The 25,176-nt window shown below is 52.8% G+C and carries 24 protein-coding genes; 8 read left to right on the forward strand and 16 right to left on the reverse strand.

Annotation, left to right across the window (positions count from 1 at the left end; genetic code table 11):
• Window positions 1–40: 40 nt before the first annotated feature.
• Complete coding sequence (locus tag HNQ57_RS15060; RefSeq protein ID WP_184464390.1) at window positions 41–1,180, forward strand: glycosyltransferase family 4 protein; 1,140 nt, start codon at window positions 41–43, stop codon at window positions 1,178–1,180.
• A gap of 15 nt (window positions 1,181–1,195) precedes the next feature.
• On the opposite strand, the gene HNQ57_RS15065 is transcribed toward HNQ57_RS15060, so the two are convergent.
• The 5 genes from HNQ57_RS15065 to lpxL are packed head-to-tail and all read right to left on the reverse strand — an operon-like array spanning window position 1,196 to window position 5,879.
• On the reverse strand, window positions 1,196–1,891 hold the full coding sequence (locus tag HNQ57_RS15065; RefSeq protein WP_184464392.1) for a YrbL family protein: 696 nt from the start codon (window positions 1,889–1,891) through the stop codon (window positions 1,196–1,198).
• The gene (locus HNQ57_RS15070; protein WP_184464394.1) at window positions 1,888–2,931 is read right to left on the reverse strand and encodes a glycosyltransferase family protein; all 1,044 of its coding nucleotides are present in this window, start codon (window positions 2,929–2,931) and stop codon (window positions 1,888–1,890) included. Before HNQ57_RS15070 ends, HNQ57_RS15065 begins: the two co-directional genes overlap by 4 nt.
• Before the next feature lie 14 nt (window positions 2,932–2,945).
• Window positions 2,946–4,067, reverse strand: a complete 1,122-nt coding sequence (locus HNQ57_RS15075) for a glycosyltransferase family 4 protein (RefSeq protein WP_184464396.1) — start codon at window positions 4,065–4,067, stop codon at window positions 2,946–2,948.
• Window positions 4,068–4,071: 4 nt separating this feature from the next.
• Window positions 4,072–4,983, reverse strand: a complete 912-nt coding sequence (locus HNQ57_RS15080; protein ID WP_184464398.1) for a mitochondrial fission ELM1 family protein — start codon at window positions 4,981–4,983, stop codon at window positions 4,072–4,074.
• Window positions 4,983–5,879 carry an LpxL/LpxP family Kdo(2)-lipid IV(A) lauroyl/palmitoleoyl acyltransferase gene (lpxL, locus tag HNQ57_RS15085; RefSeq protein WP_184464400.1) on the reverse strand — a complete coding sequence of 299 codons (897 nt, stop codon included), beginning with the start codon at window positions 5,877–5,879 and terminating at the stop codon, window positions 4,983–4,985. The genes HNQ57_RS15080 and lpxL overlap by 1 nt, the downstream gene beginning before the upstream one ends.
• A 147-nt stretch (window positions 5,880–6,026) precedes the next feature.
• Here lpxL and HNQ57_RS15090 point away from each other — a divergent pair, with 147 nt between their 5' ends.
• On the forward strand, window positions 6,027–6,401 hold the full coding sequence (locus HNQ57_RS15090; RefSeq protein ID WP_184464403.1) for a diacylglycerol kinase: 375 nt from the start codon (window positions 6,027–6,029) through the stop codon (window positions 6,399–6,401).
• 118 nt (window positions 6,402–6,519) lie between these two features.
• Window positions 6,520–6,792: a 30S ribosomal protein S20 gene (gene rpsT / locus HNQ57_RS15095; protein WP_184464405.1), complete on the forward strand. Its 273-nt coding sequence runs from the start codon at window positions 6,520–6,522 to the stop codon at window positions 6,790–6,792.
• Window positions 6,793–6,941: 149 nt separating this feature from the next.
• Here rpsT and proB read toward each other — a convergent pair whose 3' ends face one another.
• From proB to rplU, 4 genes are all read right to left on the reverse strand, one after another.
• On the reverse strand, window positions 6,942–8,069 hold the full coding sequence (proB, locus tag HNQ57_RS15100) for a glutamate 5-kinase (RefSeq protein WP_184464407.1): 1,128 nt from the start codon (window positions 8,067–8,069) through the stop codon (window positions 6,942–6,944).
• 11 nt (window positions 8,070–8,080) lie between these two features.
• Window positions 8,081–9,283 (reverse strand): Obg family GTPase CgtA, encoded by a 1,203-nt coding sequence (gene cgtA / locus HNQ57_RS15105; RefSeq protein ID WP_184464413.1) that lies wholly within the window; start codon window positions 9,281–9,283, stop codon window positions 8,081–8,083.
• A 98-nt stretch (window positions 9,284–9,381) separates the two neighbouring features.
• Window positions 9,382–9,639, reverse strand: a complete 258-nt coding sequence (gene rpmA, locus HNQ57_RS15110; protein ID WP_008248239.1) for a 50S ribosomal protein L27 — start codon at window positions 9,637–9,639, stop codon at window positions 9,382–9,384.
• A gap of 17 nt (window positions 9,640–9,656) precedes the next feature.
• The gene (rplU, locus tag HNQ57_RS15115; RefSeq protein ID WP_008248242.1) at window positions 9,657–9,968 is read right to left on the reverse strand and encodes a 50S ribosomal protein L21; all 312 of its coding nucleotides are present in this window, start codon (window positions 9,966–9,968) and stop codon (window positions 9,657–9,659) included.
• 280 nt (window positions 9,969–10,248) lie between these two features.
• On the opposite strand from rplU, the gene HNQ57_RS15120 reads away from it, so the two are divergent.
• Both HNQ57_RS15120 and pgi read left to right on the forward strand, forming a co-directional pair.
• Window positions 10,249–11,208: a polyprenyl synthetase family protein gene (locus tag HNQ57_RS15120; RefSeq protein ID WP_184464415.1), complete on the forward strand. Its 960-nt coding sequence runs from the start codon at window positions 10,249–10,251 to the stop codon at window positions 11,206–11,208.
• Window positions 11,209–11,330: 122 nt separating this feature from the next.
• Window positions 11,331–12,986, forward strand: coding sequence for a glucose-6-phosphate isomerase (gene pgi, locus HNQ57_RS15125; protein WP_184464417.1), 1,656 nt, complete (start codon window positions 11,331–11,333; stop codon window positions 12,984–12,986).
• Between the two features lie 74 nt (window positions 12,987–13,060).
• Here the strand turns inward: pgi and HNQ57_RS15130 are convergent, their stop codons facing one another.
• Together HNQ57_RS15130 and galU are read right to left on the reverse strand one after the other, a co-directional pair.
• A complete protein-coding gene (locus HNQ57_RS15130) occupies window positions 13,061–14,410 on the reverse strand; it encodes a phosphohexomutase domain-containing protein (RefSeq protein WP_184464419.1) in 1,350 nt (449 codons plus the stop codon).
• Entirely contained in the window at window positions 14,407–15,243 is an 837-nt protein-coding gene (gene galU / locus HNQ57_RS15135) for a UTP--glucose-1-phosphate uridylyltransferase GalU (protein WP_062382940.1), read from the reverse strand. Before galU ends, HNQ57_RS15130 begins: the two co-directional genes overlap by 4 nt.
• Before the next feature lie 228 nt (window positions 15,244–15,471).
• Here galU and fabA point away from each other — a divergent pair, with 228 nt between their 5' ends.
• Both fabA and fabB read left to right on the forward strand, forming a co-directional pair.
• Window positions 15,472–15,993, forward strand: a complete 522-nt coding sequence (fabA, locus tag HNQ57_RS15140; RefSeq protein ID WP_008248255.1) for a bifunctional 3-hydroxydecanoyl-ACP dehydratase/trans-2-decenoyl-ACP isomerase — start codon at window positions 15,472–15,474, stop codon at window positions 15,991–15,993.
• A 50-nt stretch (window positions 15,994–16,043) separates the two neighbouring features.
• Window positions 16,044–17,267: a beta-ketoacyl-ACP synthase I gene (fabB, locus tag HNQ57_RS15145; RefSeq protein WP_184464421.1), complete on the forward strand. Its 1,224-nt coding sequence runs from the start codon at window positions 16,044–16,046 to the stop codon at window positions 17,265–17,267.
• A gap of 81 nt (window positions 17,268–17,348) precedes the next feature.
• Here fabB and HNQ57_RS15150 read toward each other — a convergent pair whose 3' ends face one another.
• From HNQ57_RS15150 to HNQ57_RS15170, 5 genes are all read right to left on the reverse strand, one after another.
• Window positions 17,349–18,548 carry a molybdopterin molybdotransferase MoeA gene (locus tag HNQ57_RS15150; RefSeq protein ID WP_184464423.1) on the reverse strand — a complete coding sequence of 400 codons (1,200 nt, stop codon included), beginning with the start codon at window positions 18,546–18,548 and terminating at the stop codon, window positions 17,349–17,351.
• Between the two features lie 2 nt (window positions 18,549–18,550).
• Window positions 18,551–19,078 (reverse strand): molybdenum cofactor biosynthesis protein B, encoded by a 528-nt coding sequence (moaB, locus tag HNQ57_RS15155; protein ID WP_184464425.1) that lies wholly within the window; start codon window positions 19,076–19,078, stop codon window positions 18,551–18,553.
• Entirely contained in the window at window positions 19,075–19,932 is an 858-nt protein-coding gene (locus tag HNQ57_RS15160; RefSeq protein WP_184464427.1) for a sugar nucleotide-binding protein, read from the reverse strand. Before HNQ57_RS15160 ends, moaB begins: the two co-directional genes overlap by 4 nt.
• A 236-nt stretch (window positions 19,933–20,168) precedes the next feature.
• A complete protein-coding gene (gene ssb, locus HNQ57_RS15165) occupies window positions 20,169–20,711 on the reverse strand; it encodes a single-stranded DNA-binding protein (RefSeq protein ID WP_184464429.1) in 543 nt (180 codons plus the stop codon).
• 83 nt (window positions 20,712–20,794) lie between these two features.
• Window positions 20,795–22,144, reverse strand: a complete 1,350-nt coding sequence (locus HNQ57_RS15170) for an MFS transporter (protein WP_184464431.1) — start codon at window positions 22,142–22,144, stop codon at window positions 20,795–20,797.
• Window positions 22,145–22,310: 166 nt separating this feature from the next.
• Here HNQ57_RS15170 and uvrA point away from each other — a divergent pair, with 166 nt between their 5' ends.
• On the forward strand, window positions 22,311–25,157 hold the full coding sequence (gene uvrA / locus HNQ57_RS15175; RefSeq protein ID WP_184464433.1) for an excinuclease ABC subunit UvrA: 2,847 nt from the start codon (window positions 22,311–22,313) through the stop codon (window positions 25,155–25,157).
• Window positions 25,158–25,176: the final 19 nt, after the last annotated feature.

Raw genomic sequence — 25,176 nt, forward strand, 5'->3', positions numbered from 1 at the left:
GCTTGACAGCATACACCAGCCCCAAACCGGATTCAGCGCGATGCCAAGCCACGACATTATCATTAGCACACAGAACTACCCCCCCGCCGCTGGTGGCATTCAGAATTATATGCATGAACTTGCGCTAGCACTGCACCAACTTGGCCATACCGTGCGCGTTATTTGTGATGCGCCGACAGCAGAGGGCCAAGACCATTTTGACAATAGTCTGCCATTTTCAGTTGAACGACTCAGCGGCCCCAAAATCCTCCGCCGCTATCGCAAAGCCCTAAAGGTTTTAGCACAGCTCAAAAAGCTAGACCAATCGATATTAATTTGCGACAGCTGGAAAAGCCTTGAACTTATAAAAACGCAAAAATTAGGCAATACCCACTGTATTTGTATTGCTCATGGCATGGAGTTTCCCGCCCAGCTTGAAGCCAAAAAGCACCGGCGCATCACCAAAACCCTGGCGAGGGCAGATTTAATTTTAGCCAACTCAGAATTTACCGCCCAAAGAGCAAAGCCCTACACGCCCGATTTTACGCGACTTCACACATTGCACCCGGGCGTAAATCCGCCAATTCAAGCCAACAACAGTGAGCAGGCAAAAGCCAGAGACTGGCTTGGCGAACACACCCCTATTTTAATCACCGTGGGCCGCATAGAAGCGCGGAAGGGTCAGGACAAGATCATTGAGATCATGCCCAAGCTGCTTGCGGAGTACCCCAATGCGCTATATCTAATCGCGGGTAGCGGCCCCCTGCAAGATAGTCTCGTTAACCGCGTCAATGAACTCGGCCTAGGCGCTAACGTTAAATTCTGCGGAAGAGTGAGTGACGGCGAGCGATCAGCGCTGCTGCAAAAAGCAGACGTTTTTGCCATGCCCTGCCGCGCGGTTGGCGATTCAGTTGAAGGCTTTGGAATTGTTTATATAGAAGCCGCCATGCTCGGTTTGCCGAGCCTGGCCGGACGCGCTGGGGGTGCTGGCGACGCCGTTATCGACGGCCATACCGGATTATTGTGTGATGGTGACAACGAGGACGACATCTATCTGAGCCTTAAAAAAATGCTCAGCGACAAGAATACATTGAAGACCACAGGCCAAAATGCGCAGCACCGTGCGCAGACTGAATTACAGTGGCCCCAGATCGCAAAAAAACTACTGGAATATATCGCCGAACAGGGGGTCGCCAACTAAGCCTGTCGAAGCCAATTACTTTTGCCCGCTATGAAATAAAAAACCATGCATTCCAGGGCCCTTGCCCTGAGCTTTGTCGCTGAGCAGATCTTCAATACGCTGGTGGATATTAGCCACTTTACGCTGCGCTTTCTTTTGCTGCATAAATCCCGGCATTAAATGGCCCGGAATCACGCCGGCACTACCAACACCATCAATCACCACTAAACGCTGTATTTTGGGCGCATCGGGCACGCTCACTTCACGCTGCACTACAACATTGTGCAAAATCAAATCCCGCGAAGGCACGCGGTATGCCAACCAATGTTCACACAGGGCATTCACTGCTGAGCGACAATCCTCGTCGTAGCCATTTTCCCAAAGATATTGCTTTAACGACAGCGAGACGTCACCGTCGCTGTCACGAATCAATTCGGAGCACAGCCCCCTACCCATATCGGTGTCGACAAAACCAAAGCAACAGCTTATATGCGCAAAAATATTGTCATCATAGTGGCGCTCGAGACTCGCCATAACATTGAATTCATCTAGATTGTCGTCGAAGCTCGACAAGGGCTTTAAGTTTTTCGGGAAGCCCTTGCTACGGCGCCGCTCCGCGATACTAAAATCGGGGCGCCGCACTTTAATACACCGCGCGGAATCACTTGGGTCAACATAGCACCAGCGATTACCACCCGCCGCAAACGGCTTTAACGCCTTGAGGGCAATCATGCTTTGTCGCTGCCGTCGGGGTTGATGTTCCGCGCCCAAACATAGTCATGGCTAAAGGGCTGAACCATCGTCGCCTCAACAATATAGCGTGAGTACAAGGTCGAATTTAATTCCTGCTGAAAAAAGGCTCGCGCCCGCGCAGCCCAGTCTTGGCGCTTAGCATCGTCGTGATGAAATTCGCGAACCTTAGCAATTAGATCCTCTTGGTCATCAAAATACACCAAGGTTTCCGGCGGCACGTATTCCGAAAAATTGCCGCTGCTGTGGGCGAACTGCAGCACTCCGTTGCCACCAAGCTGGGACATTCGGTCAGATGTGTACCAGTGATCGCCTTCCTGACGATTTAAATTAAGCGCCATTTTTGTTTTCGACAAGGCCAGGTCGTAATCCCGACCCCACACTGGAGCCTCTCCGAAACTCCCGTAAGTTTTAAAATTCATTTCACCGTCGACAGCGTCTTTAATGGCTTTAACCATTTCCAGGCGCTTAGTGAATTTAGTGGCATTACTGCAAAACAACAGGTCGATTGGCAAATCAGTTTTAACCGAGTTATCTAAAACCTCTACCGTGGGCTCTACCGGATTGGGAATATAGTAAAGCCGTGCACCCAAGCCAGCGTAACGTCGCAAATCACGCAGGCCAGTAGTGACAAATACCGCGTCCACCACCCCCGCAAAAGCAGCAATGCGCTTGCTGTTATTGGGCACAAATAAGGGATCGCAATTGCAGTGAATCAATACGCACTCGGGGCGACGCTGACGCACCAATTTAAGACTATCTACTGTGATAATATCGCTGTGACCAATAATAATAAGGTCGGGATCGTTGTGTTCTACAACCTCAAGAAACCGCCTATTAGCAGCCTTTTTACCCAGCTCGCGAATTCCTAAAGGCGACTCAAACGCCGCGACATCGCGATCGGAAAAGCTGCGCACATAGTGATTATTGCGGATCAAGCCGTATTTCATCTTCTCGGCCCAGCTAATCCGGTTGGCGCCATAGCTGCGCAGGCGTTCGTAATCCACGTGAAGCACTTTCATTCTCAAACCTCGTCTTAACGCTGCGCTATTAAACGCCGATACACACCAAGGGTACTGGCCAATTGACTGCTCAAATAATAACTTTCTGGCAGCTTAATTTCTGCATCGGCATCGATTAAATCGTCAACCCGAACCGCAAAGGCCACAACATCATCTGCGGGCACTAAACCTTGAGGAAAGCCCGCATTCAAAGACTCACTTGCGCCACCGCGATCAAAGGCCACCACCGGCGTGCCCGTAGCCAATGACTCCGGCACGGTTCGCCCAAAGGGCTCTTCTTTATTAGACATATGGCAAGTCACCGAGGCCAATGCGTAAAAGGCTGGAATATCGCTGCGATGGCCAACAAAAGTCACTTTATCGCTCAGGCCCAAGGCGTCGCGCTTAGCCAACAACTCTTCAAAATAATGTTGTTTGCCCGGTTCAGCATCACCCACCACAACACCGTGGCAATCCTGCCGCAGGCGCATTAGCCGCGCCATCATATCTAAAAATGCCTCTTGGCCTTTCCAGCGGCTAAGCCGCCCCGGCATCAAAACAATATGCTTACCCTGCAACTCAGGGTAAGCCGCATACAACTCCTTTCGCCACTGCGCAGTGCAGGCGTCGCGATTAAACGCAGCCGGATCCAGCCCTCGCGGTATCAAGGTAATTTTTTCTTCTGGCACACGGTAATTGCTACGCATGTATTTTTTAACGCAGTCGGAAATAGCAATCATATGCTCGGCGCGCGCCATCACTGCACTATAAAAGTTAACCGAGTACATGCCGTGAAAAGTACTGACCAATTTCGGCCGGGTACTGGGGTTCATCCGCCGCCAAGCAAGCCAGACAATCCACGCTGGCGCGCGGGAGCGAACATGGACAATATCCGGCTTTAGCTCAGTCAGCAGGCGACGCATTGGCCGAACTTGAAATAGCGACATCAGCGACTTGCGATGCACCGGCATCTCAATATGCTCACTGCCCTCGGCAACGAGCCCGTCAACCATTCGTCCGCCGGCGGATATCACCACCGACTGATGGCCACCACGCACCAGCTCCCTGGCCAATTCCACTGTGCCGCGCTCTACTCCGCCGGAATTTAACGCCGGCAAAACTTGCACAATTTTCAAGGGCGGACTTTGATCAGTCATGCGCTCAAACGCTCCCATGTAATTTCAATAACCAATCCGCCGCGCGGTCGGCCTCCCATAACGGGTAGGCCGCGCTTGGCAATACCTGATGTAAATTTGCAGTTGCGAAACCCGAGGCCAAGCTGGCAGCCAAGACCTGCCCCATACTCTTAGTAACACGAGACTCCCGGAGCGGCGACAGAGCCAACAAGCCGGTAGGCGCGCCAGAACTAATGCTTTCGTAGACCATGGATACGCTGTCACAACTCACCCACGCCTGGCCCACCACCGCCAAATTAGCCTGCAACCAACCTGACCCGGTTTGCTGGTAGGCAATGGTCTCGATATTTACCATATCGAGCTCAGCCACTTTCGCCAACAAACCGACTGGCGTGCGCGGCGAATCAGACACTAGCCACGCCACCCCCGGCGAGGCAGCGGCAATTTGCTGCACTTGTGCCAAAACAGCCTCGCTATCCCAAACAAAATGCTTATTAATACCGCCGAGCAAGATCAAACCCTGCGCAGAGTTTCGCCCCTCAGTCACCGGCACGATGTGATTCATCACACCCTCGGTTGCCAACACATTTTGGCGATTTGGCGGCGAGTCGTGCCGAGGCATACAGACTGCGTCAAACAAAAATAGCGGCCAACTCGGTCGCATCAGCACCAGTGCTTTACCACCGGCAAGCCATTTAAGCCATAACAGAGGCAAGTGCGTACGACTGCCCGCGCCGATAATCCAGTCTGGCGATTGCTCGCAGCCAAACTGCGCCTGCAAACCAGCGCGGCCAGTATAGGAGAATCCCTGCTCCGCAATATTTAGCCAAGACACAGCAAGCGCTCTTTTTGCCTGCAAGCGCGCCACTAAACCCTTGAGCTGATTGAGATGGCCAAGCCTGCCGTCCGTGAGCACCCACACCTGCAATGCCGCCATCAGTAAACCCCTGCTTCGCCTTCTGGACGGGTCTTAAAGCGGCGATGCACCCACATATACTGATCTGGTACCAGTCGAATATTGTCTTCCAACAAGGCATTTATCGCCCTAGCGTCTGCAGCAGGGTCACCACTGGGGAAGTTATTCACTGGTATTATCTCTACCCGGTAGCCTCGCCCGCCTGGCAAGCGTTGCTGCTGGGCAAACACCACCCGCGCCCGACCGCTCTTGGCCAAGGTACTGGTACCGATAGTCGTGGCCGCCATGACACCAAAAAACGGCACAAACTCGGCAGACTTGCGACCATAATCTTGATCCGGCAGGTAGTATAAACGCCGCCCTTCACGCAAGCGTCGCAAGGCGCGCTTGATATCTCTGCGATGTATAGGCTCACCGTAACGTCCGCGAGAGCGACTCAGAATATATTCGAACACCGGGTTTTTATGTTTGCGATAAAAGGAATCAGTAGGGTAGCGATAGCCTATCAAGGTGCCGCACACATCAAGAGACGTAAAATGGGTACCCAATACAATGATGCCCATACCGTCTTCGCCAACCTCAAGATGCTCCCCGCCCACCAGCTCAAAATCAACATCAAGCTTGTCTGGCGCCAAAAACCAAACTCGCAGGGTCTCCATTAAACCGACACCTTGATTGCGCATAGTCTTGCGAATAAGGTCATCGCGATCTGCGTCGTTTAACTCAGGGAAACACAAACGAAAATTTGTTTCACAGGTATGGCGCCGATCGCCAGCAAAGCGATAGAACAGATTGCCAATACCCGCGCCCAAGGCATAGCTCATACGCCGAGGCAGGTGCGCCAGCAGCCATAGCACACCGACACCTAACCACACTGGCCAATATTTGGGGTAAATTAATTTACTCTCAATTGTCATCGTTAGAATTTACACTATTGTTACAGCAAATATTACAAACTCGCGCCGCTTATTAGCGCCGATAGATCATTTAATTTAACGTGCTGCATTGTACACTGATTAGTCACGCCAGTTGCCACTGCGCCACAATAGAGATTCACATACTTCATGATGAACAAACCGAGCCGCACCGGAGTCGCCCACGTCTTCGATGCCTACAGATATTCCCTGAAGGGGCTGCGCGCGGCGTGGCAGCACGAGGTGGCATTCCGCCAAGAAATCGCCCTCGCCTCGCTTTTGCTACCTCTTGCGCTATGGCTAGGCACCAACGCCAGCGAAAGAGCACTGCTCATTGGCAGTGTGGTCATTGTTATCATCGTCGAACTACTCAACTCTGCCATCGAGGCCATCGTAGACCGGATCAGCACCGAGCTACACCCGCTTTCAGGCCAAGCCAAAGACCTCGGCTCGGCCGCTGTGATGCTAAGTATGCTGCTGTGTTTAAGTTGCTGGGCGATGATTGCCGTGCAGCGATTTTTATAGACCACAAGCACACAGCAAATTATTCTTTCTTTAGTGCTAGCCCTATTGACAACCCGGCGGTAAACAGGAATAATTCCCGGCCTAAATTTTCAGTACTAGGTTTCAAGGAGTTATAAGGGTGGCGAATTCTCCACAAGCTAAAAAACGCGCACGTCAGGCGGAAAAAAGTCGTACGCATAACGCCAGCCTGCGCTCAATGGTACGCACGTACTTAAAGAAAGTGTTGGCCGCAATCGCTTCTGGCGATCAAGATGCTGCCAAGACTGCTTACGTATCTGCAGTTTCTGTTATTGACCGCATGGCGGACAAAGGCATTCTGCACAAAAACAAAGCTGCTCGCCATAAGAGCCGTTTGAACAGCAAAATCAAAGCAATGAGCGCAACCGCTTAATTCGCTTTTGGTTTAGCCAATAAAAAACCCGCCAAGCGCGGGTTTTTTATTGGCTGCGATTTAAGCAAGACAAACTAGCACCCACTACGACAGGCACCCAGCCTCTTATCTTAGCGCCTACCGCCGCCCATCAAGCATCTTGCGGCATTTCAGCTAATCAACAAATTATCGCGATGTATTAATTCCGGCTCGGCAATATAACCCAGCGCCTCGGCAATCCGCGCACTGGACAAACCCAGCACTTTACGCGCGTCTTCGGCGCTGTAGTTAACCAAACCCCGCGCCACCTCATTACCATCAGCGCCAACACACATAACAAGGTCGCCACGAGCAAACTGACCACTCACCGCTACCACGCCCACCGGTAGCAAACTACGCCCCTGCTGACGCAATACGCGCACGGCACCATCGTCCAACTGAAGCCTGCCACGCAACTGCAACTGACCCGCCAGCCATTTTTTGCGCGCCGCAATTGGCCGCTGACCAGACAAAAGCAGTGTTCCCAAATCTTCACCGGCAAACACCCGATCCAAGACCCGGTCTTCACGACCACCAACGATCACAGTATTCGCACCGGAACGCGAGGCGAGACGCGCCGCCCGCAGCTTGGTTAACATCCCACCACGCCCCAACACACCCGCGCTACCGCCCACCATCACATCGAGATCGCGGTCAGCCACTTCTGCCACCGAAATCAATTCGGCGGCAGGATTTTTGCGGGGATCTTCGGCAAACAGGCCGCGCTGATCCGTTAAGATCACCAAGGTGTCTGCATCAATCAAATTCGCCACAAGGGCTGCAAGGGTATCGTTATCACCAAAACGAATTTCATCGGTGACCACGGTGTCGTTTTCATTCACCACCGGCACCACCCCCAATTCCAGCAAGGTCAGCAAGGTGCCACGAGCGTTGAGGTAGCGGTCACGAGCAGAAATATCGTCGTGACCCAATAGAATTTGCGCGGTCTGCAGATTATGGGTGCGGAAGCGCTGCTCATAGGCCTGAATCAGCCCCATCTGCCCCACGGCTGCGGCAGCCTGCAACTTATGAAGATCATCCGGCCGCTCTTTCCAGCCAAGACGGGTCATACCCTCAGCCACGGCACCCGATGACACCAATACCACCTCACGACCATCGGCCCGCAGCGCAGCGATTTGCGCTACCCAGGCATCCAAGCCTTCAACACAGAGGCCGCGGCCGTCATTGGTCAGCAGGGCCGAGCCAATCTTCACCACGACGCGCTTACAGGCGCGCAAACTTTGCCGCTTATCAGACAAGCTTCTTCACCTCAGGGCCGGTAAACCACTTCAACATCGTGGTCGTCATCTTCATCGTCGTCGTAATCGTCGGTATCACCGGCGGCGCGACGCTCAGAACGACGCTGATCTGCCAGCGCCTGAATCCGCTCACGCGCCTCCGACTGCATAGCGTCTTGGATATCCCGCTCGCGCTCAGCGGCCTCGCTGTCGGTCGCCAGCAACTCAGCCTGCGCCTCAACAAACTGCAGAATATCCTGGCACAGCGCCTTAGTATTCGTGCCCGTTATGGCCGAGACCTTATACACCGGCCCAGTCCAGCCCAAGGCATCAACCACTTCCTGACAACGCGCCTCGCGCTCATCCTCAGGAATCAAATCCAACTTATTCAGCACCAGCCAACGCTCTCGATTCGCCAACGTCGGACTAAAGCGACCCAACTCTTTAGCAATAATCGCCACCGCATCCTGCGGCAAGGTCTCGTCGTACGGCGCCATATCCACCAAATGCAGCAACAAACGAGTGCGGGTTAAATGCTTGAGAAAGCGAATCCCCAAGCCCGCACCCTCGGCCGCGCCCTCAACCAAACCGGGAATATCGGCAATAACAAAACTCTGATGCTGCTGCACCCGCACCACACCTAGGTTCGGCACCAAGGTAGTAAAGGGATAATCGGCGACTTTTGGCTTGGCGGAAGACACCGCGCGAATAAACGTCGATTTCCCGGCATTGGGCATACCCAGCAAGCCGACATCAGCAAGCACCTTTAGCTCTAAGCGCAGATTACGAATCTCACCGTCGCTACCCCGAGTAAACTGACGCGGCGCGCGATTGGTACTCGACTTAAAGCGGGTATTACCAAGACCGTGGAAACCGCCCTGCACGACCTTAAGCTCATCGCCAGCAGCAACCAGATCGCCCAAGACCTCAAGGGTGTCCTCGTCGACAATGGTGGTGCCGACCGGCACATCTAACACCAAATCTTCAGCGCTGCGGCCACGACAGTTAGCGCCGCGACCACCCTCGCCAGGGCGGGCGGTATAAGATTTTACAAACCGGAAATCGACCAGCGTATTCATAGAGGCGTTGGCGCGCAAAATCACACTACCACCATCACCACCATCACCACCGTCTGGACCACCCCAAGGGATGAATTTTTCCCGCCGAAAACTGAGACAGCCGTTGCCACCGCGACCCGCTTCAACTCGAATTACTGCCTCATCTACAAATTTCATTACCGCGCCAACCACATAAAATGAATATACCGAAAAACCTATCTACAGAAACAAAAAAGCCCCGTCAATAGACGAGGCCTTCAAGATCACCGAGCGGTTTACGCTGCAACTATACTAATATACTTGCGGCTCTTGGGACCTTTAACCTCAAACTTCACTACACCGTCTGCCTTAGCAAACAGAGTGTGATCAGTACCACAACCAACATTTTCACCGGCATGGAAACGAGTTCCACGCTGACGAATAATAATGCTACCTGCACTAACTACCTGACCACCAAAACGTTTTACGCCCAGACGCTTACTCTGCGAGTCGCGTCCGTTACGAGTACTACCACCAGCTTTCTTGTGAGCCATGAGTCTCTCCTAATTCCTTAAGCACTGATACCAGTGATTTTCACTTCGGTGAACCACTGACGGTGACCAGCTTGCTTCATGCTGTGCTTCCGACGGCGAAACTTAACAATTTTCACCTTGGCGTGACGACCTTGCGCAATTACTTCCGCAGTCACTTTACCGCCCTCAACATAAGGCGCGCCAATTTTTAGATCGTCACCGGTCTTAACCATCAATACTTTATCGAAGGTCAAACTTTCGCCAGTGGCAACTTCAATTTTTTCTAGCTTAAGGGTTTCGCCCTCAATAACACGGTGCTGCTTACCACCGCTTTCAATCACTGCGTACATGTTTATATCTCCAAGAGCCTGCTTGCAATAGTTTGTTTCGGCCGAGCGTTCGTATCGAGACCAAAATAAGGCCTAGCTACAACACGCCGGGACAAGTCCAGGCACCGTCACCACCACTTAACCATTAAGGGGCCGCACGGTTTTGCTTCAGGGGCGCGAATTGTACGCAGTTTTAAAAAAATACACAATACCCGCAATCACAAGTGACGCGTAGACCTTGACAGCTCGCGGCTGCGCTCATACGATGCCAGCCGACTCCGCCAGACGACTCCTTGCTACCATGCAACAGATTAGACAGGTCGTGGACAGCGAATTCGTCGCCGTCAACGACTTCATCATCCAACAACTGCATTCTAATGTGCCCCTCGTGGAAAACATCGGCCACTATATCGTCGACGCTGGCGGCAAGCGCCTGCGCCCACTACTGAGTTTACTCAGTGCTGGCGCCATTGGCCAAATTAGCGAAAAGCACCTGCAACTGGCCGCGGTCATCGAGTTTATCCACACCGCCACATTACTTCACGACGATGTTGTCGACATCTCCGCCCTGCGCCGCGGCCGTCCCACGGCCAACGCCAACTGGGGAAACGCCCCCAGCGTACTAGTCGGCGACTTCCTTTACTCCCGCGCATTCCAGATCTTAGTCAACATTGGCAACCTCCCGCTAATGGGCTTGCTGTCAGACACCACCAACACTGTCGCCGAAGGCGAAGTACTGCAACTGACCCGCGCGGGCAACCCCGACACCAGCGAAGCCACCTACTTTGAGGTCATTCGCAGTAAAACCGCCGTCTTATTTGGTGCCGCCTGCAGTGGCGCCGCCATTCTCAGCAATAGAACGGAACAGCAAGAAGCGCTGCACGACTATGGCGTAAACCTCGGCATCGCCTTTCAGCTCATTGACGACATTCTCGACTACGAGGGCGACCCCGCCGAAACCGGTAAAAATGTCGGCGACGATCTAGCTGAAGGTAAGCCAACACTGCCGCTAATTTATTTACTCGAAAACGGCAGTGACGAGCACAAGCAGCTGGTGCGCGACGCCATTAGCCATAAATCTGCAGAACAGCTCGAGGCCATTGTCGATGCCGTTAAGCACTGCGGGGCGCTCGATTATTGCCATGCTGCGGCCAAACGCTACACCGACGCGGCACTCACTGCACTCAAAAACCTCCAAGCCAGCCCCTACCGCAGCGCACTTGAAGAGCTAACTGAAATCGCCCTTTCCCGCCGCAGCTAATTTTCTCGCCACAGCGACGCGTAGGCGGATTACAATACTCCTAATAAGCCGTTACAATTTCAGCACTTATCGCCAAGATGGAATGACTGGCGCGCACCGAAACGGATATCCGAGGAGTTATTTTGAGCACAGCTGTAGACCAGGCACCAGCCCAACTAAGTGATCGTGGCTTACAGACACAGCTAACCGAACTCGCGCGCGACGCCGCAAATACCCCTCTTAAACACCGATTCAAGCTCGATCCCCAGCGCGCCAGTACATTTAGCGGCCAAATCGGCCCCTTATTTGTCGATTACGCCAAACACCATCTGGATGCCGGTATTCTCAGCGGACTGTGCGCACTCGCTCGCCAACGTAGCGTGCCACAACAACTCGACGCTCTGCGCGCTGGCGCCAAACTCAATAACACCGAGGATCGCTCTGCGAACTACCCGTGCCTGCGGCGCTGGGCCAGTGGTGACACAGGCGCGAAGCATGACCCCGCCATTGACTCCATGTATAGCAAAATGGAAGCCCTGGTTGCTGCAATTCACGAAGGCACCCACCGCAGCAGCACCGGCCAAACCTTTACCGATGTCGTCAATATTGGCATTGGCGGCTCAGACTTCGGCCCGCGCCTAGTTTGCGACGCCCTAAGCAACCAGCACGCCAACACCTTGCGACCGCACTTCGCCGCCAATATCGACCCTAGCGTGATGACCGAGATATTGGCCCGCGTGCCCGCCGAAACCACGCTGTTTATTGTCGCCTCAAAATCCTTCGGCACTCAGGAGTCCCGCTGCAATGCTCAGACCGCACGGGCCTGGCTGCAATCCGCGCTCGGCACCAACAACGTCGACGCCCACTTTGTGGCAGTAAGCTCCAAGCCCGAAGCAGCAAAGGCGTTTGGCATTAGCGAGGAATTAATCATCCCCGCTCCCGAGTGGGTTGGCGGTCGCTTTTCGGTATGGTCAGGCTTTGGTCTCGCCATAGCTCTATATGCCGGCATGGACAGTTTCCGCGCTCTGCTCAAAGGCGGGTATGCGGTAGATCAGCACGTTGCCAGCCAGCCACTGGAAAGCAATATTCCACTCATCTTAGGCATGTTAGATGTATGGTATCGCAATGCCTGGGGCATGACGTCGCAAGCGGTACTGCCCTATGAGCACCACTTAAAACTACTGCCGATTTATTTGCAGCAATTGTTTATGGAGAGCGCGGGAAAATCCGTTAAGGCCGATGGCGGCCCAACTGCCAGCGCGACCGGCGGTGTTATCTGGGGTACCGAGGGCACCAATGGCCAGCACTCTTTTCACCAACTCCTTCACCAAGGCAGCGACGCTATTCCCTGCGACTTCATCGCCAGCTTAAGCTCCCACAACCCGATTGGTGAGCAGCATCAAGCCCTCATTGCCAACTGTTTTAGTCAGAGCTTAGTGTTAATGCAAGGCCAAGCTGCCGCCGACATCGAACAAGATTTAATTACTAGCGGCATGGACGCCAGCGCCGCCCAGCAGCTTGCCCAGCACAAAGCCATGCCCGGCAACCGGCCCAGCACCACTATTTTAATGAACAAACTTGACGCCGAAAGTCTGGGCGCGCTCATCGCCCTCTATGAATACCGTCTATTCGCCGCAAGCTTCATGTGGGGTATTAACCCTTTTGATCAATGGGGAGTCGAGCTGGGAAAACAGATAAGCGAAACGCTTATGGCTAGCTTGAGCGGTGACGATAACGCCACACTAGATTCATCGACTAGAGAACTCATAGCCCGCTATCGACACGCCCAAGACGCGTAATTTCAAGCAAGCAGCAGATGCAATAAAGGCGCCTCTCGGCGCCTTTATTGCATACTCAATCATCTAGATTTGACTTACAGCATAGCCAATAACTCAGCTGTTTTCGCTTCCATCAACGGTATATCGCCGTCGCTCTCCACATTGAGACGCACCACCGGTTCGGTATTCGACATCCGCACATTAAAGCGCCAGCCGTCAAAACTCATACTTAGGCCATCGGTAAAATCTATCGCTGCGGCCAATGGGGTGTAATGCGCCTCAATCGCCGCGATCACGGCTTTGGCATCAGCAACTTCGCGGTTTATTTCACCACTGCAGGGGAATAACGCAACTCGCTGCTCAACCAGTGACGACAAGCTCGCTGACTTCACCGACATTAGCTGTGTTACCAACAACCAGGGAATCATGCCGCTGTCACAAAAAGCGAAGTCGCGAAAATAGTGGTGAGCGCTCATTTCGCCACCATACACCGCATTTTCGATCCGCATCCGCTCTTTAATGAAGGCATGACCGGTTTTACACTGCACCGCCTCACCACCAGCCTCTTCAACAATAGCAATGGTGTTCCACGTTAGACGCGGGTCATGCACGATTTTTTCACCGGGGTTTTTCAGTAAAAAAGCTTCGGCCAATAAACCAACAACATAGTAGCCTTCGATAAAATCGCCGGTCTCATCAAAGAAAAAACAGCGATCAAAATCACCATCCCACGCCACTCCCAAATCGGCGCCATGTGCTTTTATTGCATCAATGCTGGGCTGACGATTTTCTATCAACAAGGGGTTCGGCACGCCGTTAGGGAAGTTACCGTCAGCTTCGTGGTGCACCCGAATAAATTCAAATGGTAAATAAGGCTCCAGTAAATCAACAACCCGACCGGCGCCGCCGTTGCCAGCATTAACCACAATTTTAAGGGGCTTTAAGGATTCAACATCGACATAGCTAAGCAAATGCTCTACGTAGGCTGCCGAGGTATCCAAGGCCTGCAAACTGCCTCGCGCCGCGACTGGCGCAAATTCGTTTTTTTCAGCAAGCGCTTTAATTTCAAATAACCCTGTATCGCCACTAATGGGCTTAGAGCCCTCGCGCACAAACTTCATGCCGTTGTAATCTTTGGGATTATGGCTTGCGGTGACGGCAATACCGCCATCCATTTCGGCATGGGATGTGGCGAAATAAATTTCTTCTGTGCCGCACAAACCGATATCGTAAACATCCACCCCCGCATCGCGCAGCCCTTCGGTCAACGCACCTTTAATAGACTCACTGCTTAAGCGAATATCATGACCAACCACCACTTTCTTTGGCTGTATCACCTCGGCAAAGGCGCGCCCAATTCGATAGGCAATATCCTCATTTAGCTGGTCGGGAATACGACCGCGCACGTCATAAGCTTTAAAACACGTTATCTCACTACTGCTCACGACGAGGCCTCGCTATAAACATTCTCGTAAACGTAGTTAGTCGCCTCAATAAAGCCCGGCACGCTACCACAGTCAAAACGCTTACCACGGAATTTATAGGCGAGCACACAGCCATTTTGCGCCTGCGTCATCAGCGCATCAGTCAGCTGAACTTCGCCGTTTTTACCCGGCGGGGTATTGCGTAAAATATCGAAAATATCCGGCGTTAAAATATAGCGACCAATAACCGCCATATTGGTTGGCGCATCTTCCGGCTTGGGCTTTTCCACCATGGAACTTACGCGGTACAAGCCATCGCCCATTTCCTCACCAGCAATGACACCGTATTTTTCAATCTCTTCCATCGGCACTTCTTGAATCGCGACAATACTGCAACGAAACTGTTTATACAGCGCCACCATTTGCGCCATAACACCGTCATCTTCCTGGTTTAGGCATAAATCGTCGGACAAAATTACGCCAAATGCCTCATCACCAATTAAGCATTCACCCGTCAAAATAGCGTGGCCGAGGCCTTTCATTTCGCGCTGACGGGTCATCATAAACGTCCCTTCATTAAGCACATTGCGAATGCAATCTAGGTAGCGCTCCTTGCTCGTTCCCGCTATTTGGTTTTCTAACTCGTAACTAATATCAAAGTGATCCGCAATAGCGCGCTTACCGCGACCGGTGACCAGGGCTATTTCTTTTAAACCGGCCTGAATCGCTTCCTCTACGCCATACTGCACGAGAGGCTTGTTGACGATAGGCAGCATTTCCTTGGGCATGGATTTGGTTGCGGGAAGAAAGCGCGTGCCGTAACCGGCGACGGGGAATAGACATTTTCGAATCATAATATTTCCTGAAGTGCTGTCGGGAGCCATCCCGAATCCTTTTAACGAATGTTAACGCTGCGGGCATTCTCCCAACAGCTGCGACACTTGGCAAGCACCGCTCTTTTATCGTCTTTTGATGACAACCCTATGACAGCAAGCATCACGCCAATGTTGACATTTTAATGTGCCATCCAAAACCTTCGTGCTAAGATAAGCTCTACATTTTCAACCTGAAACTATGGCCTCATGTCTCTAATCCATCAAAATAGCTTTACCAAAGAAGAACTCATCGACTGCGGACACGGCAAATTATTTGGTCCCGGCAATCCCAAACTCCCCGTAGACAATATGCTAATGGTAGACCGGATTACCCACATTAGCACTGAAGGCGGCAGTTACGACAAAGGCGTGTTAGTTGCCGAGCTCGATATCAACCCGGACCTCTGGTTCTTTGACTGCCACTTTAAAGGCGACCCTGTAATGCCTGGTTGCCTAGGCCTTGATGCGATGTGGCAGCTGGTTGGCTTTTACCTTGGCTGGCGCGGCAACAGTGGCAAAGGCCGCGCACTCGGCGCGGGCGAAGTAAAATTCACCGGCCAAATACTGCCCGACTCCAAACTAGTCACCTACACCCTTAATTATAAGCGCCTTATTGAACGCAAGCTTATATTGGGTATCGCCGATGGCGAAGTCGCTGTCGACGGCAAGGTAATCTACACCGCAAAAGATTTGCGCGTTGGTTTGTTTAAAGACGACGCCAGTTTCTAATATTTCCTGAAAACCCAATTAATACTACAGATAATATAATGAGGTATCCGATGAAGCGTGTTGTCGTAACCGGTATGGGGATTGTTTCCAGCATCGGCAATGATTTGGCAGAAGTACTCACATCATTGCAAGAGGGTAAGTCGGGAATCGCGTTCAACGAAGAATACAAGGAAAAGGGATTTCGCAGCCAAGTTTCCGGCTCTATAAAGAACCTCGACCTTAAAGAACGTATTGACCGCAAGCAACTCCGCTTCATGGGTGATGCGGCGGCCTACGCTTATATTGCGATGCAAGAGGCCGTTAGCGATTCAGGCCTTGCTGAAGACCAAGTCAGCAACGTGCGCACCGGCATTATAGCCGGCTCTGGCGGCGCATCTTCCGCCAACTTAATTGAGTCGGCCGACACCCTGCGCGAGCGCGGTGTAAAACGCATTGGGCCCTACCGCGTCACCCAAACCATGGGCAGCACGGTTTCGGCTTGCCTGGCCACACCGTTTAAAATCAAAGGTGTTAACTACTCAATTTCCTCGGCTTGCGCGACCAGTGCCCACTGCATTGGCAATGCCATGGAGCTGATCCAGCTCGGCAAACAAGATGTGGTTTTTGCTGGTGGCGGCGAAGAAGAACACTGGTCTTTAAGCTGCTTGTTTGACGCCATGGGCGCACTATCAACCAAATATAACGACACTCCTGAGAAAGCATCTCGCCCCTACGACGCCAATCGCGACGGTTTTGTTATTGCCGGCGGCGCAGGCATGATCGTGCTTGAAGAGTTAGAGCACGCCAAGGCTCGCGGCGCGAAGATATACGGCGAAATCGTCGGCTACGGCGCTACGTCAGACGGCTATGACATGGTTGCACCAAGCGGTGAAGGCGCGGCACGCTGTATGGCCCAAGCGCTCCAAGGCGTGAATGGCGACGTTGACTACATCAACTCTCACGGCACATCGACGCCAGCGGGTGACATGCAGGAATTGAAGGCGGTGAAGCAGGCCTATGAAGGCAAAACCATTCCGACAATAGGCTCCACCAAATCCCTTGCTGGCCATTCATTAGGCGCAACCGGCGTGCAAGAAGCCATTTTCTCACTACTGATGATGAAGCATAATTTTATTGCAGCATCAGCCAATATTGAGACGGTTGACGACGAAGCCACTGGCGTGCCGATCGCACTGACGCGCCAAGACAACGTCACCCTGAATACGGTGATGTCGAATAGCTTTGGCTTTGGCGGCACCAACGCCAGCTTGGTATTCCAGCGTTATCAGGCGTAAAATTGCCTGACTTGCAGCGCCCAGCGCTGCAAGTGCCTCCCCCCTCGCCACGCCACTAACAACACCTCTGGGTATTATTATTTAGCTAATATCCTGTAAAAAAATCACGTCCACACTATCGCCACGGCTCAAGGTTTTGCCAATAGGGATAACCGCCAAGGCATTGCACCACGATACCGATGACAGCGCCCCAGAACTTTGTTGCGGATGAATTTCAACCTCCATACCCGCGTCGCCCGGCGTCACTCTAGCACGCAAATATTCTTGTCGGGTACCTGCGCGCGGCCAATCGAATAGCGCCCGCGCCGCCCACTGCGGCGACTGCAATTGGGTCGCACCCTGCATTTTTAGCAGGTAGGGCCGCACCAGCAGGCAAAAGGTCACAAAGCCCGACACCGGATTGCCAGGCAGACCAAAAAACGGCACCTCAGCTACCCGACCATAGGCTAGCGGCTTGCCGGGCTTAATAGCCAACTTCCATAAATTCAGCGACCCTAAAGCCTCGACCTGAGCCTTGACGTGATCTTCCTCACCAACTGAAACGCCGCCACTGGAAATCACCACATCGGCCGTTGCCGCTGCCCGCGCCAAGGCATCTCTGGTCGCCTGGGGTGTGTCGGCGACAATACCGAGATCAATCACCTCAGCACCAAGCGACGCGATCAACGCGGCTAACATCGGCCGGTTAGAATTGTAAATTTGCCCCGCAGCCAGCATCTCGCCGGGCTCGCGCAGTTCATCACCGGTCGACATTAAAGCGACTCGCAGCCGACACCCAACCTGAACAGACCCAACGCCCAGCGAGGCCAGCAAACCAAGATCAGCAGCCAATAATCGATGACCCTTAAGCAGTATTCGCTGCCCCTCGGCAATATCTTGACCTCGGGGTCGGATATGCTGCCCCAACCGTGGCGCTATGTTAACCGCCAGCGTGTCACCAACAAGCTCGCAGTCTTCCTGCGCGACGACCGTATCGGCGCCCGCAGGAATTGACGCGCCAGTGAATATTCGCGCAGCAGTGCCCGCTTGGAGAGCGCAGGGATTTGCACCTGCAGGTATCCGCTGACTGATTCGCAGCGGTGCGCCCGCGCTTAGGTCGCTAAGACGCAGCGCATAGCCATCCATGGCACTATTATCCAACGGCGGCACGTCAATTTGCGCACAAACATCAGCAGCCAGGATAGCGCCCTGCGCCTGTGCTAAATTTCGCGACTCAGTGCCCCACGTTGGCACATCCGCCAACAATTGGTGCAGTGTCTCAGCCACAGAGCGCAAAGCCATGATTAAAGACCTCCGCCCTTACGGGTCGTTAACACCCCAACAAAATTACAGGGTCTATGACGGCTATCAAGCTGCTCACAAATAATGGATTGCCACGCCGTTTTACAGGCACCCGTCGAACCGGGCATACAAAAAATAACCGTATTATTCGCCAGCCCAGCAATAGCGCGTGACTGGATCGTTGAAGAACCAATCTCTTGCAGAGAGACCGAGCGAAAAACCTCACCAAATCCCTCAATTACCTTGTCGAATAGCACCGCTACTGCCTCGGGCGTTGAATCGCGACCAGAGAACCCCGTACCGCCGGTGAGCAATACCGCCTCTATATTCGGATTTGCAATCCAGGCGGACACCGTTGCGCGAATCTGATAGATATCATCTTTAACAATTTGCTTATCAATTAAATTGTGACCCGCAGCACCGAGCGCAGTAACTAAATATTGCCCTGAGCTGTCAGTACTTTCGTCGCGGGTATCTGAAATCGTCAGCACTGCCATCCCCAGCGGCGTCAAATCTGCACTAGCACTCATTTCGAGGTCTCCTCACAAACAGTTTTTATCATGCGCGGCAAGTACGCCCGCCACGGCAAACGCTTAATACCAAAATCCTGCAAGATGCGCTCACAGCTCAGCTCTGGTACCTCAGGACACCAGGACTCACCCTCTTCATCGACCTCTAAACCCGCCATTGGCGCAACAAATTGCGACGCAAAAGCACACACCACTTCAGCAAACTCATACGCACTGGCCCCACCGCTACTGCAATAGTGATACACGCCACCACATGCAGCACCACAACTAATTTGGTCAACTAGGCCCGATACAACCCGCGCTAAATCAGCAACCGGCGTTGGATAGGAAACCTGCGCATCGTTTAAGCGCAGCGTCTCGCCCCCGCGCATAGTAAGCAAACAATCACGGAGAAAATTGCCCTCTTGTACCGCAATCAACGGCCCAGTGCGCAGCACCAAGCCTGACACTTCGCTAGCAACAAGCGCGTTTTCCACCGCCGCGAACTGCGCCCCAGCGATGCACTTCGCTTCAGGTTTATCTGCCTCAAAAAATGCGGTGCCTGTGTTATCAAACTCACCAAATACGCGGCCATCACTCAGCAATAAATACGGAACACCTAATGTTCGACAGCGGGATAAAAATACCTGCCGCAAACCGAGTAAGCGTTCATGCTCAGCATGAGCAAATGCCACATTGCGTTGCAGAAAACTGAGCGCGTCAGTATCAATCACTAGCGCACCGCGCAGCAATTCATCACCGAAGCCAGCCAGCTCATCAAAAGACACATTGATACTCGCGCGCCCCCTCACTGCAAACTGACTGAGCAGCGCAGTAACCAAGGCACCCGGACGAGAAATCACAATAACATTCACAGAAAAATCACAGAATTCAGCAGTTAAAGCAGGCGTTTAAACCCGCGGAAATGGCAAAGATGACAGGATTCAAAATGCCAGAAAAGTCATCAACATTACTCAATGCATCATGGATGCGCAAGAAAATATCAATTTCACGCCGCGCTTGCAGCCGATCATCAGCTCACAAAAAAGCCCCGGCTAGCGGGGCTCTTCAGAATATTGTTCACGCGTTACACTATTCCCAAAGGCATTCCCTAAAACGGAATATCATCATCAAAATCGTCAAAGCCCGCTGGCGGGTTTTGCGCTGGTGCTGGTGCTGGTGCACGATTTTGCTGCGGGGGCGGCGCGCGGCGCGGCGCGGGCGCCGCGGCTTGGGCCTGAGGCGCTTGCTGCTGACCATAGCCGCCATCATCGTAACCACTAGCGCCGCCACTAGAAGCACCGCCGCCGGCCCCACCGCGACCATCGAGCATCTGCATTTCTGCTGCCACGATTTCGGTGGTGTACTGATCAACACCCTCTTTATTCTGCCACTTGCGAGTACGCAAGGAACCCTCAACATAGACCTTGGAGCCTTTCTTTAAATATTCACCAGCAATCTCTGCCAGACGATTAAAAAATACGACTCGATGCCACTCAGTGCGCTCCTGAGGCTGGCCGCTTTGCTTATCCTTCCAGGTTTCGCTGGTTGCGATGGTGACATTGGTCACTGCACCGCCGGAAGGCATGTAACGGGTTTCGGGATCTTGGCCCAGATTTCCGACCAAAATAACTTTATTTATACCACGCGCCATGCGTTCTCTCCTGTTTTTCTATGGATGCGAACCAACGCTCGCAACAGACACTGCACTATACCGGATTCCGCCGAAAGCGGCCATCAGCTACCCAGCTGCAGACCTTCTGGCAAGTTCGCCAAATCAAAATCACTGCCTACCTGCAAATAAGCAATACGCTCGCCTTCCAGCACCGTAATATCCAAGGCGCCGGGTAAGGCAAGAACTTCACGACGCATATCTGCGACATCCCAATCGCCAAACTGCCAGCGTAAAACGATACTCTCTGATTTAAGAGGAACCGACATCCCCCAAGCAGCAATTAGCCAAGCGCCGGCAAGTATCGCGGCCCCGGCGAATACCGCACTAGCACCCCAGCGGCCAAATAAACCACCACCAATCGCGCCGCCACAGAATGCGCCAAAAAACTGAAACGTTGAATAAACCCCCATTGCAGTACCTTTGCCACCAGCATAAACGGTCTTGCTTACTAGCAAGGGCAATGACGCTTCCATTAAATTAAATGCCACAAAAAATAAGGTAATAATAATAAGCAAAGGGGTAAAGAGCTGCCCCCAAAACGTCGCTGCGACCAAGGCTAAAGCAATGGTGGCAATACCGAGTAAAAATACTTCCCGCATTTTATTCTTGGTTTCAGCAATAATAATAAAAGGCACCATGGCGATAAAGGCCACCAACATCATCGGCAAATACACTTGCCAATGAGCATCACGGTGCAAACCCTGCTCTTCCAAAATACCCGGCACGGCAATAAATATCGCCATCAAAATTGCATGCAAACTGAAAATGCCAAGATTGAGGCGCATCAGATTGCTGTCTTTAAGACAGCGCCCTAACAAACCGCTCAACGACTGGCTATCAGCATCTAGACGCTGCGCATCAGGATTGGGAACAAGAAATACCGTAATAATAATCCCCAGCCCCGCCAGCACCGAGGTACTCAAAAATAAACCAGAAACACCAAACCACGATGCCATCACAGGCCCGACCACCATCGCAACAGCAAAAGACACCCCTATACTCACGCCAATGGAGGCCATCGCTTTAGTGCGATGCTGCTCCCGAGTAAGGTCGGCGAGCAATGCGGTTAAGGTACTCGCTATAGCGCCAGTCCCTTGCAATAAACGACCAACAATAACACCAAAAATAGTGTCGGCTCCGGCAGCAACCACGCCGCCAGCAATAAACAATAATAGGCCGCTAATAATCACGGGCTTGCGACCAATACGGTCCGACAACATACCCAACGGCACTTGCAGGGCGGCCTGCCCTAGGCCGTAAATACCCAATGCCAAGCCAACTAGTACCGGCGTGCTGTAGTCATACTCCGCCGCGTACAAACTCAAGACCGGCAGCAACATAAACAAGCCAAGCATGCGGAAGGCATAAAGGCTTGCCAAGGATACGATCGCGCGCAGTTCAGTTGCGCTCATCGAATGATGATTCAAGGGCGAGGAAGTCCTACAAAATTAAGGGGTTTGGCCGCCATTCTAACAGCTATGCTGCCGCCAAAAAACCATACATATTAGCAACGAGCTTGTTTTGCGCCCCATGGTGTCGGCGTCGTATAATGTCCGGTTTATTAGGCCGGGAAAATATATGGATCGGATTATCGTCCGCGGTGCCCGCACCCACAATCTAAAGAATATCGATCTTGATATACCCCGCGACAAACTCGTCGTGATTACCGGTCTATCCGGTTCAGGTAAGTCATCACTGGCTTTCGACACACTCTACGCCGAAGGCCAGCGCCGCTACGTTGAGTCACTCTCGACCTATGCTCGGCAATTTTTGTCGATGATGGAAAAGCCCGATGTCGACCACATCGAAGGCTTGTCACCGGCTATTTCGATAGAACAAAAATCCACCTCCCACAATCCTCGTTCCACCGTGGGCACGATAACCGAAATTTATGACTATCTGCGCCTATTGTTCGCCCGCGCAGGTGAGCCCCGCTGCCCCGACCACAACGCCGCACTGTCAGCGCAGACTGTCAGCCAGATGGTCGACACAGTATTAGCCCTACCCGAGGGCAGCAAGCTAATGATGCTGGCGCCGATTGTGCAAAATCGCAAAGGCGAACATATTCACACCTTTGAAAAGCTACGCAGCCAAGGCTTTGTCCGCGCCAGAATAAACGGCCTAGTAACCGATTTAGACGATTTACCCACTCTGGATAAAAATAAAAAGCACACCATCGAAGTGGTGGTAGACCGCTTTAAAGTACGCGAGGACCTCACCCAACGTCTAGCCGAATCTTTTGAAACCGCACTAGAGCTCACCGACGGTATCGCCAGCATCGCCGATATGGACAACGACAAAGCAGCTGAATTAACGTTCTCATCAAAGTTCGCCTGCCCCCACTGCGGTTACAGCCTCTCTGAATTAGAACCTCGACTGTTTTCGTTTAACAGTCCGCTCGGCGCCTGCAGTAGTTGCGATGGTTTAGGCGTAAAACAATTTTTCGACTCTTCCCGCATAGTACAGCATCCCGACGTTAGCCTATCCACAGGCGCAATTCGGGGCTGGGATCGGCGCAGTGTTTATTATTTCCATATGCTCACGTCCTTGGCCGAGCACTACGGCTTTGACATTGACGCCCCCTTTGAAGAGCTGAGCGATGAGCACCGCCAGAAAATTCTATTCGGCAGCGGCGCAGAAGAAATCAGCTTCACCTATATCAATGATCGCGGCGACAACTTCCAGCGCAAGCACCCCTTCGAGGGCGTGATCCCCAATATGGATCGCCGCTACAAAGAAACCGAATCACAAACCGTCCGCGAAGAATTGAGCAAATTCTTAAATTCGCAATCCTGCCCAGACTGCGCGGGCACGCGATTACGCAAAGAAGCGCGCAATGTCTTTATCCTCGACAACACCCTGCCGGAAATCACTGCCATGCCGGTTGGCGCAGCGCGCGAGTATTTTACCAAGCTAGAGCTCAGCGGTCGTCGCGGCCAAATAGCCGAAAAAATTCTGAAAGAGATTAACGACCGACTGCGCTTTTTGGTCGACGTTGGACTTAACTATCTTACGCTTGACCGCAGCGCCGACACCTTGTCTGGCGGCGAAGCTCAGCGTATTCGCCTCGCTAGCCAGATTGGCGCGGGCCTCGTCGGCGTTATGTACATTCTCGACGAACCCTCAATCGGCCTCCATCAGCGCGACAATGAACGCCTTTTAAAGACCCTTCGTCACCTTCGCGACATCGGCAATACCGTCATTGTGGTTGAGCACGACGAAGACGCCATTCGCACCGCCGACCACATTATCGATATTGGCCCCGGCGCCGGGGTACACGGCGGCCGCGTCATTGCTGAAGGCAAAATAGAAGATATTTTAAATAGCCCTGAATCCCTCACCGGCCAATATTTATCCGGAAAGCGCGCGATCGCGATCCCCAAACTACGCAATCCTGTTAATCCGGATCAATGCCTGCGGATAGAAGGTGCGACCGGTAATAACTTACGGGACGTCGACCTGACTATCCCGCTAGGCCTGATGACCTGCGTCACCGGCGTTTCTGGCTCGGGTAAATCCACGCTTATCAACCACACCCTCTACCCCGTGGCAGCAACCGTACTTAACGGCGCGACCACATTAACACCCGCGCCACATCGCGCAGTAACCGGCCTAGATCAAGTCGATAAATGCATCGATATTGACCAAAGCCCCATTGGTCGCACCCCGCGCTCAAACCCCGCAACCTATACCGGGATATTTACGCCGATTCGCGAACTCTTTGCTGGCACTCAGGAAGCGCGCTCGCGGGGCTATAAGGTTGGCCGCTTTAGCTTTAACGTAAAGGGTGGACGCTGCGAAGCTTGTCAGGGCGACGGGGTCACCAAGGTAGAAATGCATTTCTTACCCGACATTTATGTCGCCTGTGAAGTTTGCCGCAGCCAACGCTACAACAGAGAGACCTTGGAGATCGTCTACAAGGGCAAAAATATCCACGAAGTATTGGATATGACTGTAGAAGACGCCAACACCTTTTTTGAAAACGTACCGTCTATCAGCAAGAAACTGCAAACCCTGATGGATGTTGGCTTAAGCTATATTCGTCTGGGCCAAGCTGCCACCACACTATCTGGCGGCGAAGCGCAGCGGGTAAAACTCGCCAAGGAACTATCAAAGCGTGACACCGGCAAAACCTTGTACATCCTCGACGAACCCACCACAGGACTGCATTTTGAGGACATTCAATTACTGCTTACGGTTTTACATCGCCTGCGAGATCACGGCAACACCGTCGTGGTCATCGAACATAATCTCGACGTGATTAAGACTGCAGACTGGATCGTTGACCTTGGCCCCGAAGGCGGAAGTGGCGGCGGCATGATTATCGCGGAAGGTACCCCCGAGGACATCGCCACCATTAGCCAGTCCCACACCGGGCATTTTCTTGCGGACGTCCTCAAGCTCGCCAAGCAGCGCAGCGCCTAATCGCGGCTGGGTCGGTCTT

The sequence above is a fragment of the Zhongshania antarctica genome, assembly GCF_014202945.1.
In the GTDB taxonomy this organism is placed as follows: domain Bacteria; phylum Pseudomonadota; class Gammaproteobacteria; order Pseudomonadales; family Spongiibacteraceae; genus Spongiibacter; species Spongiibacter antarcticus.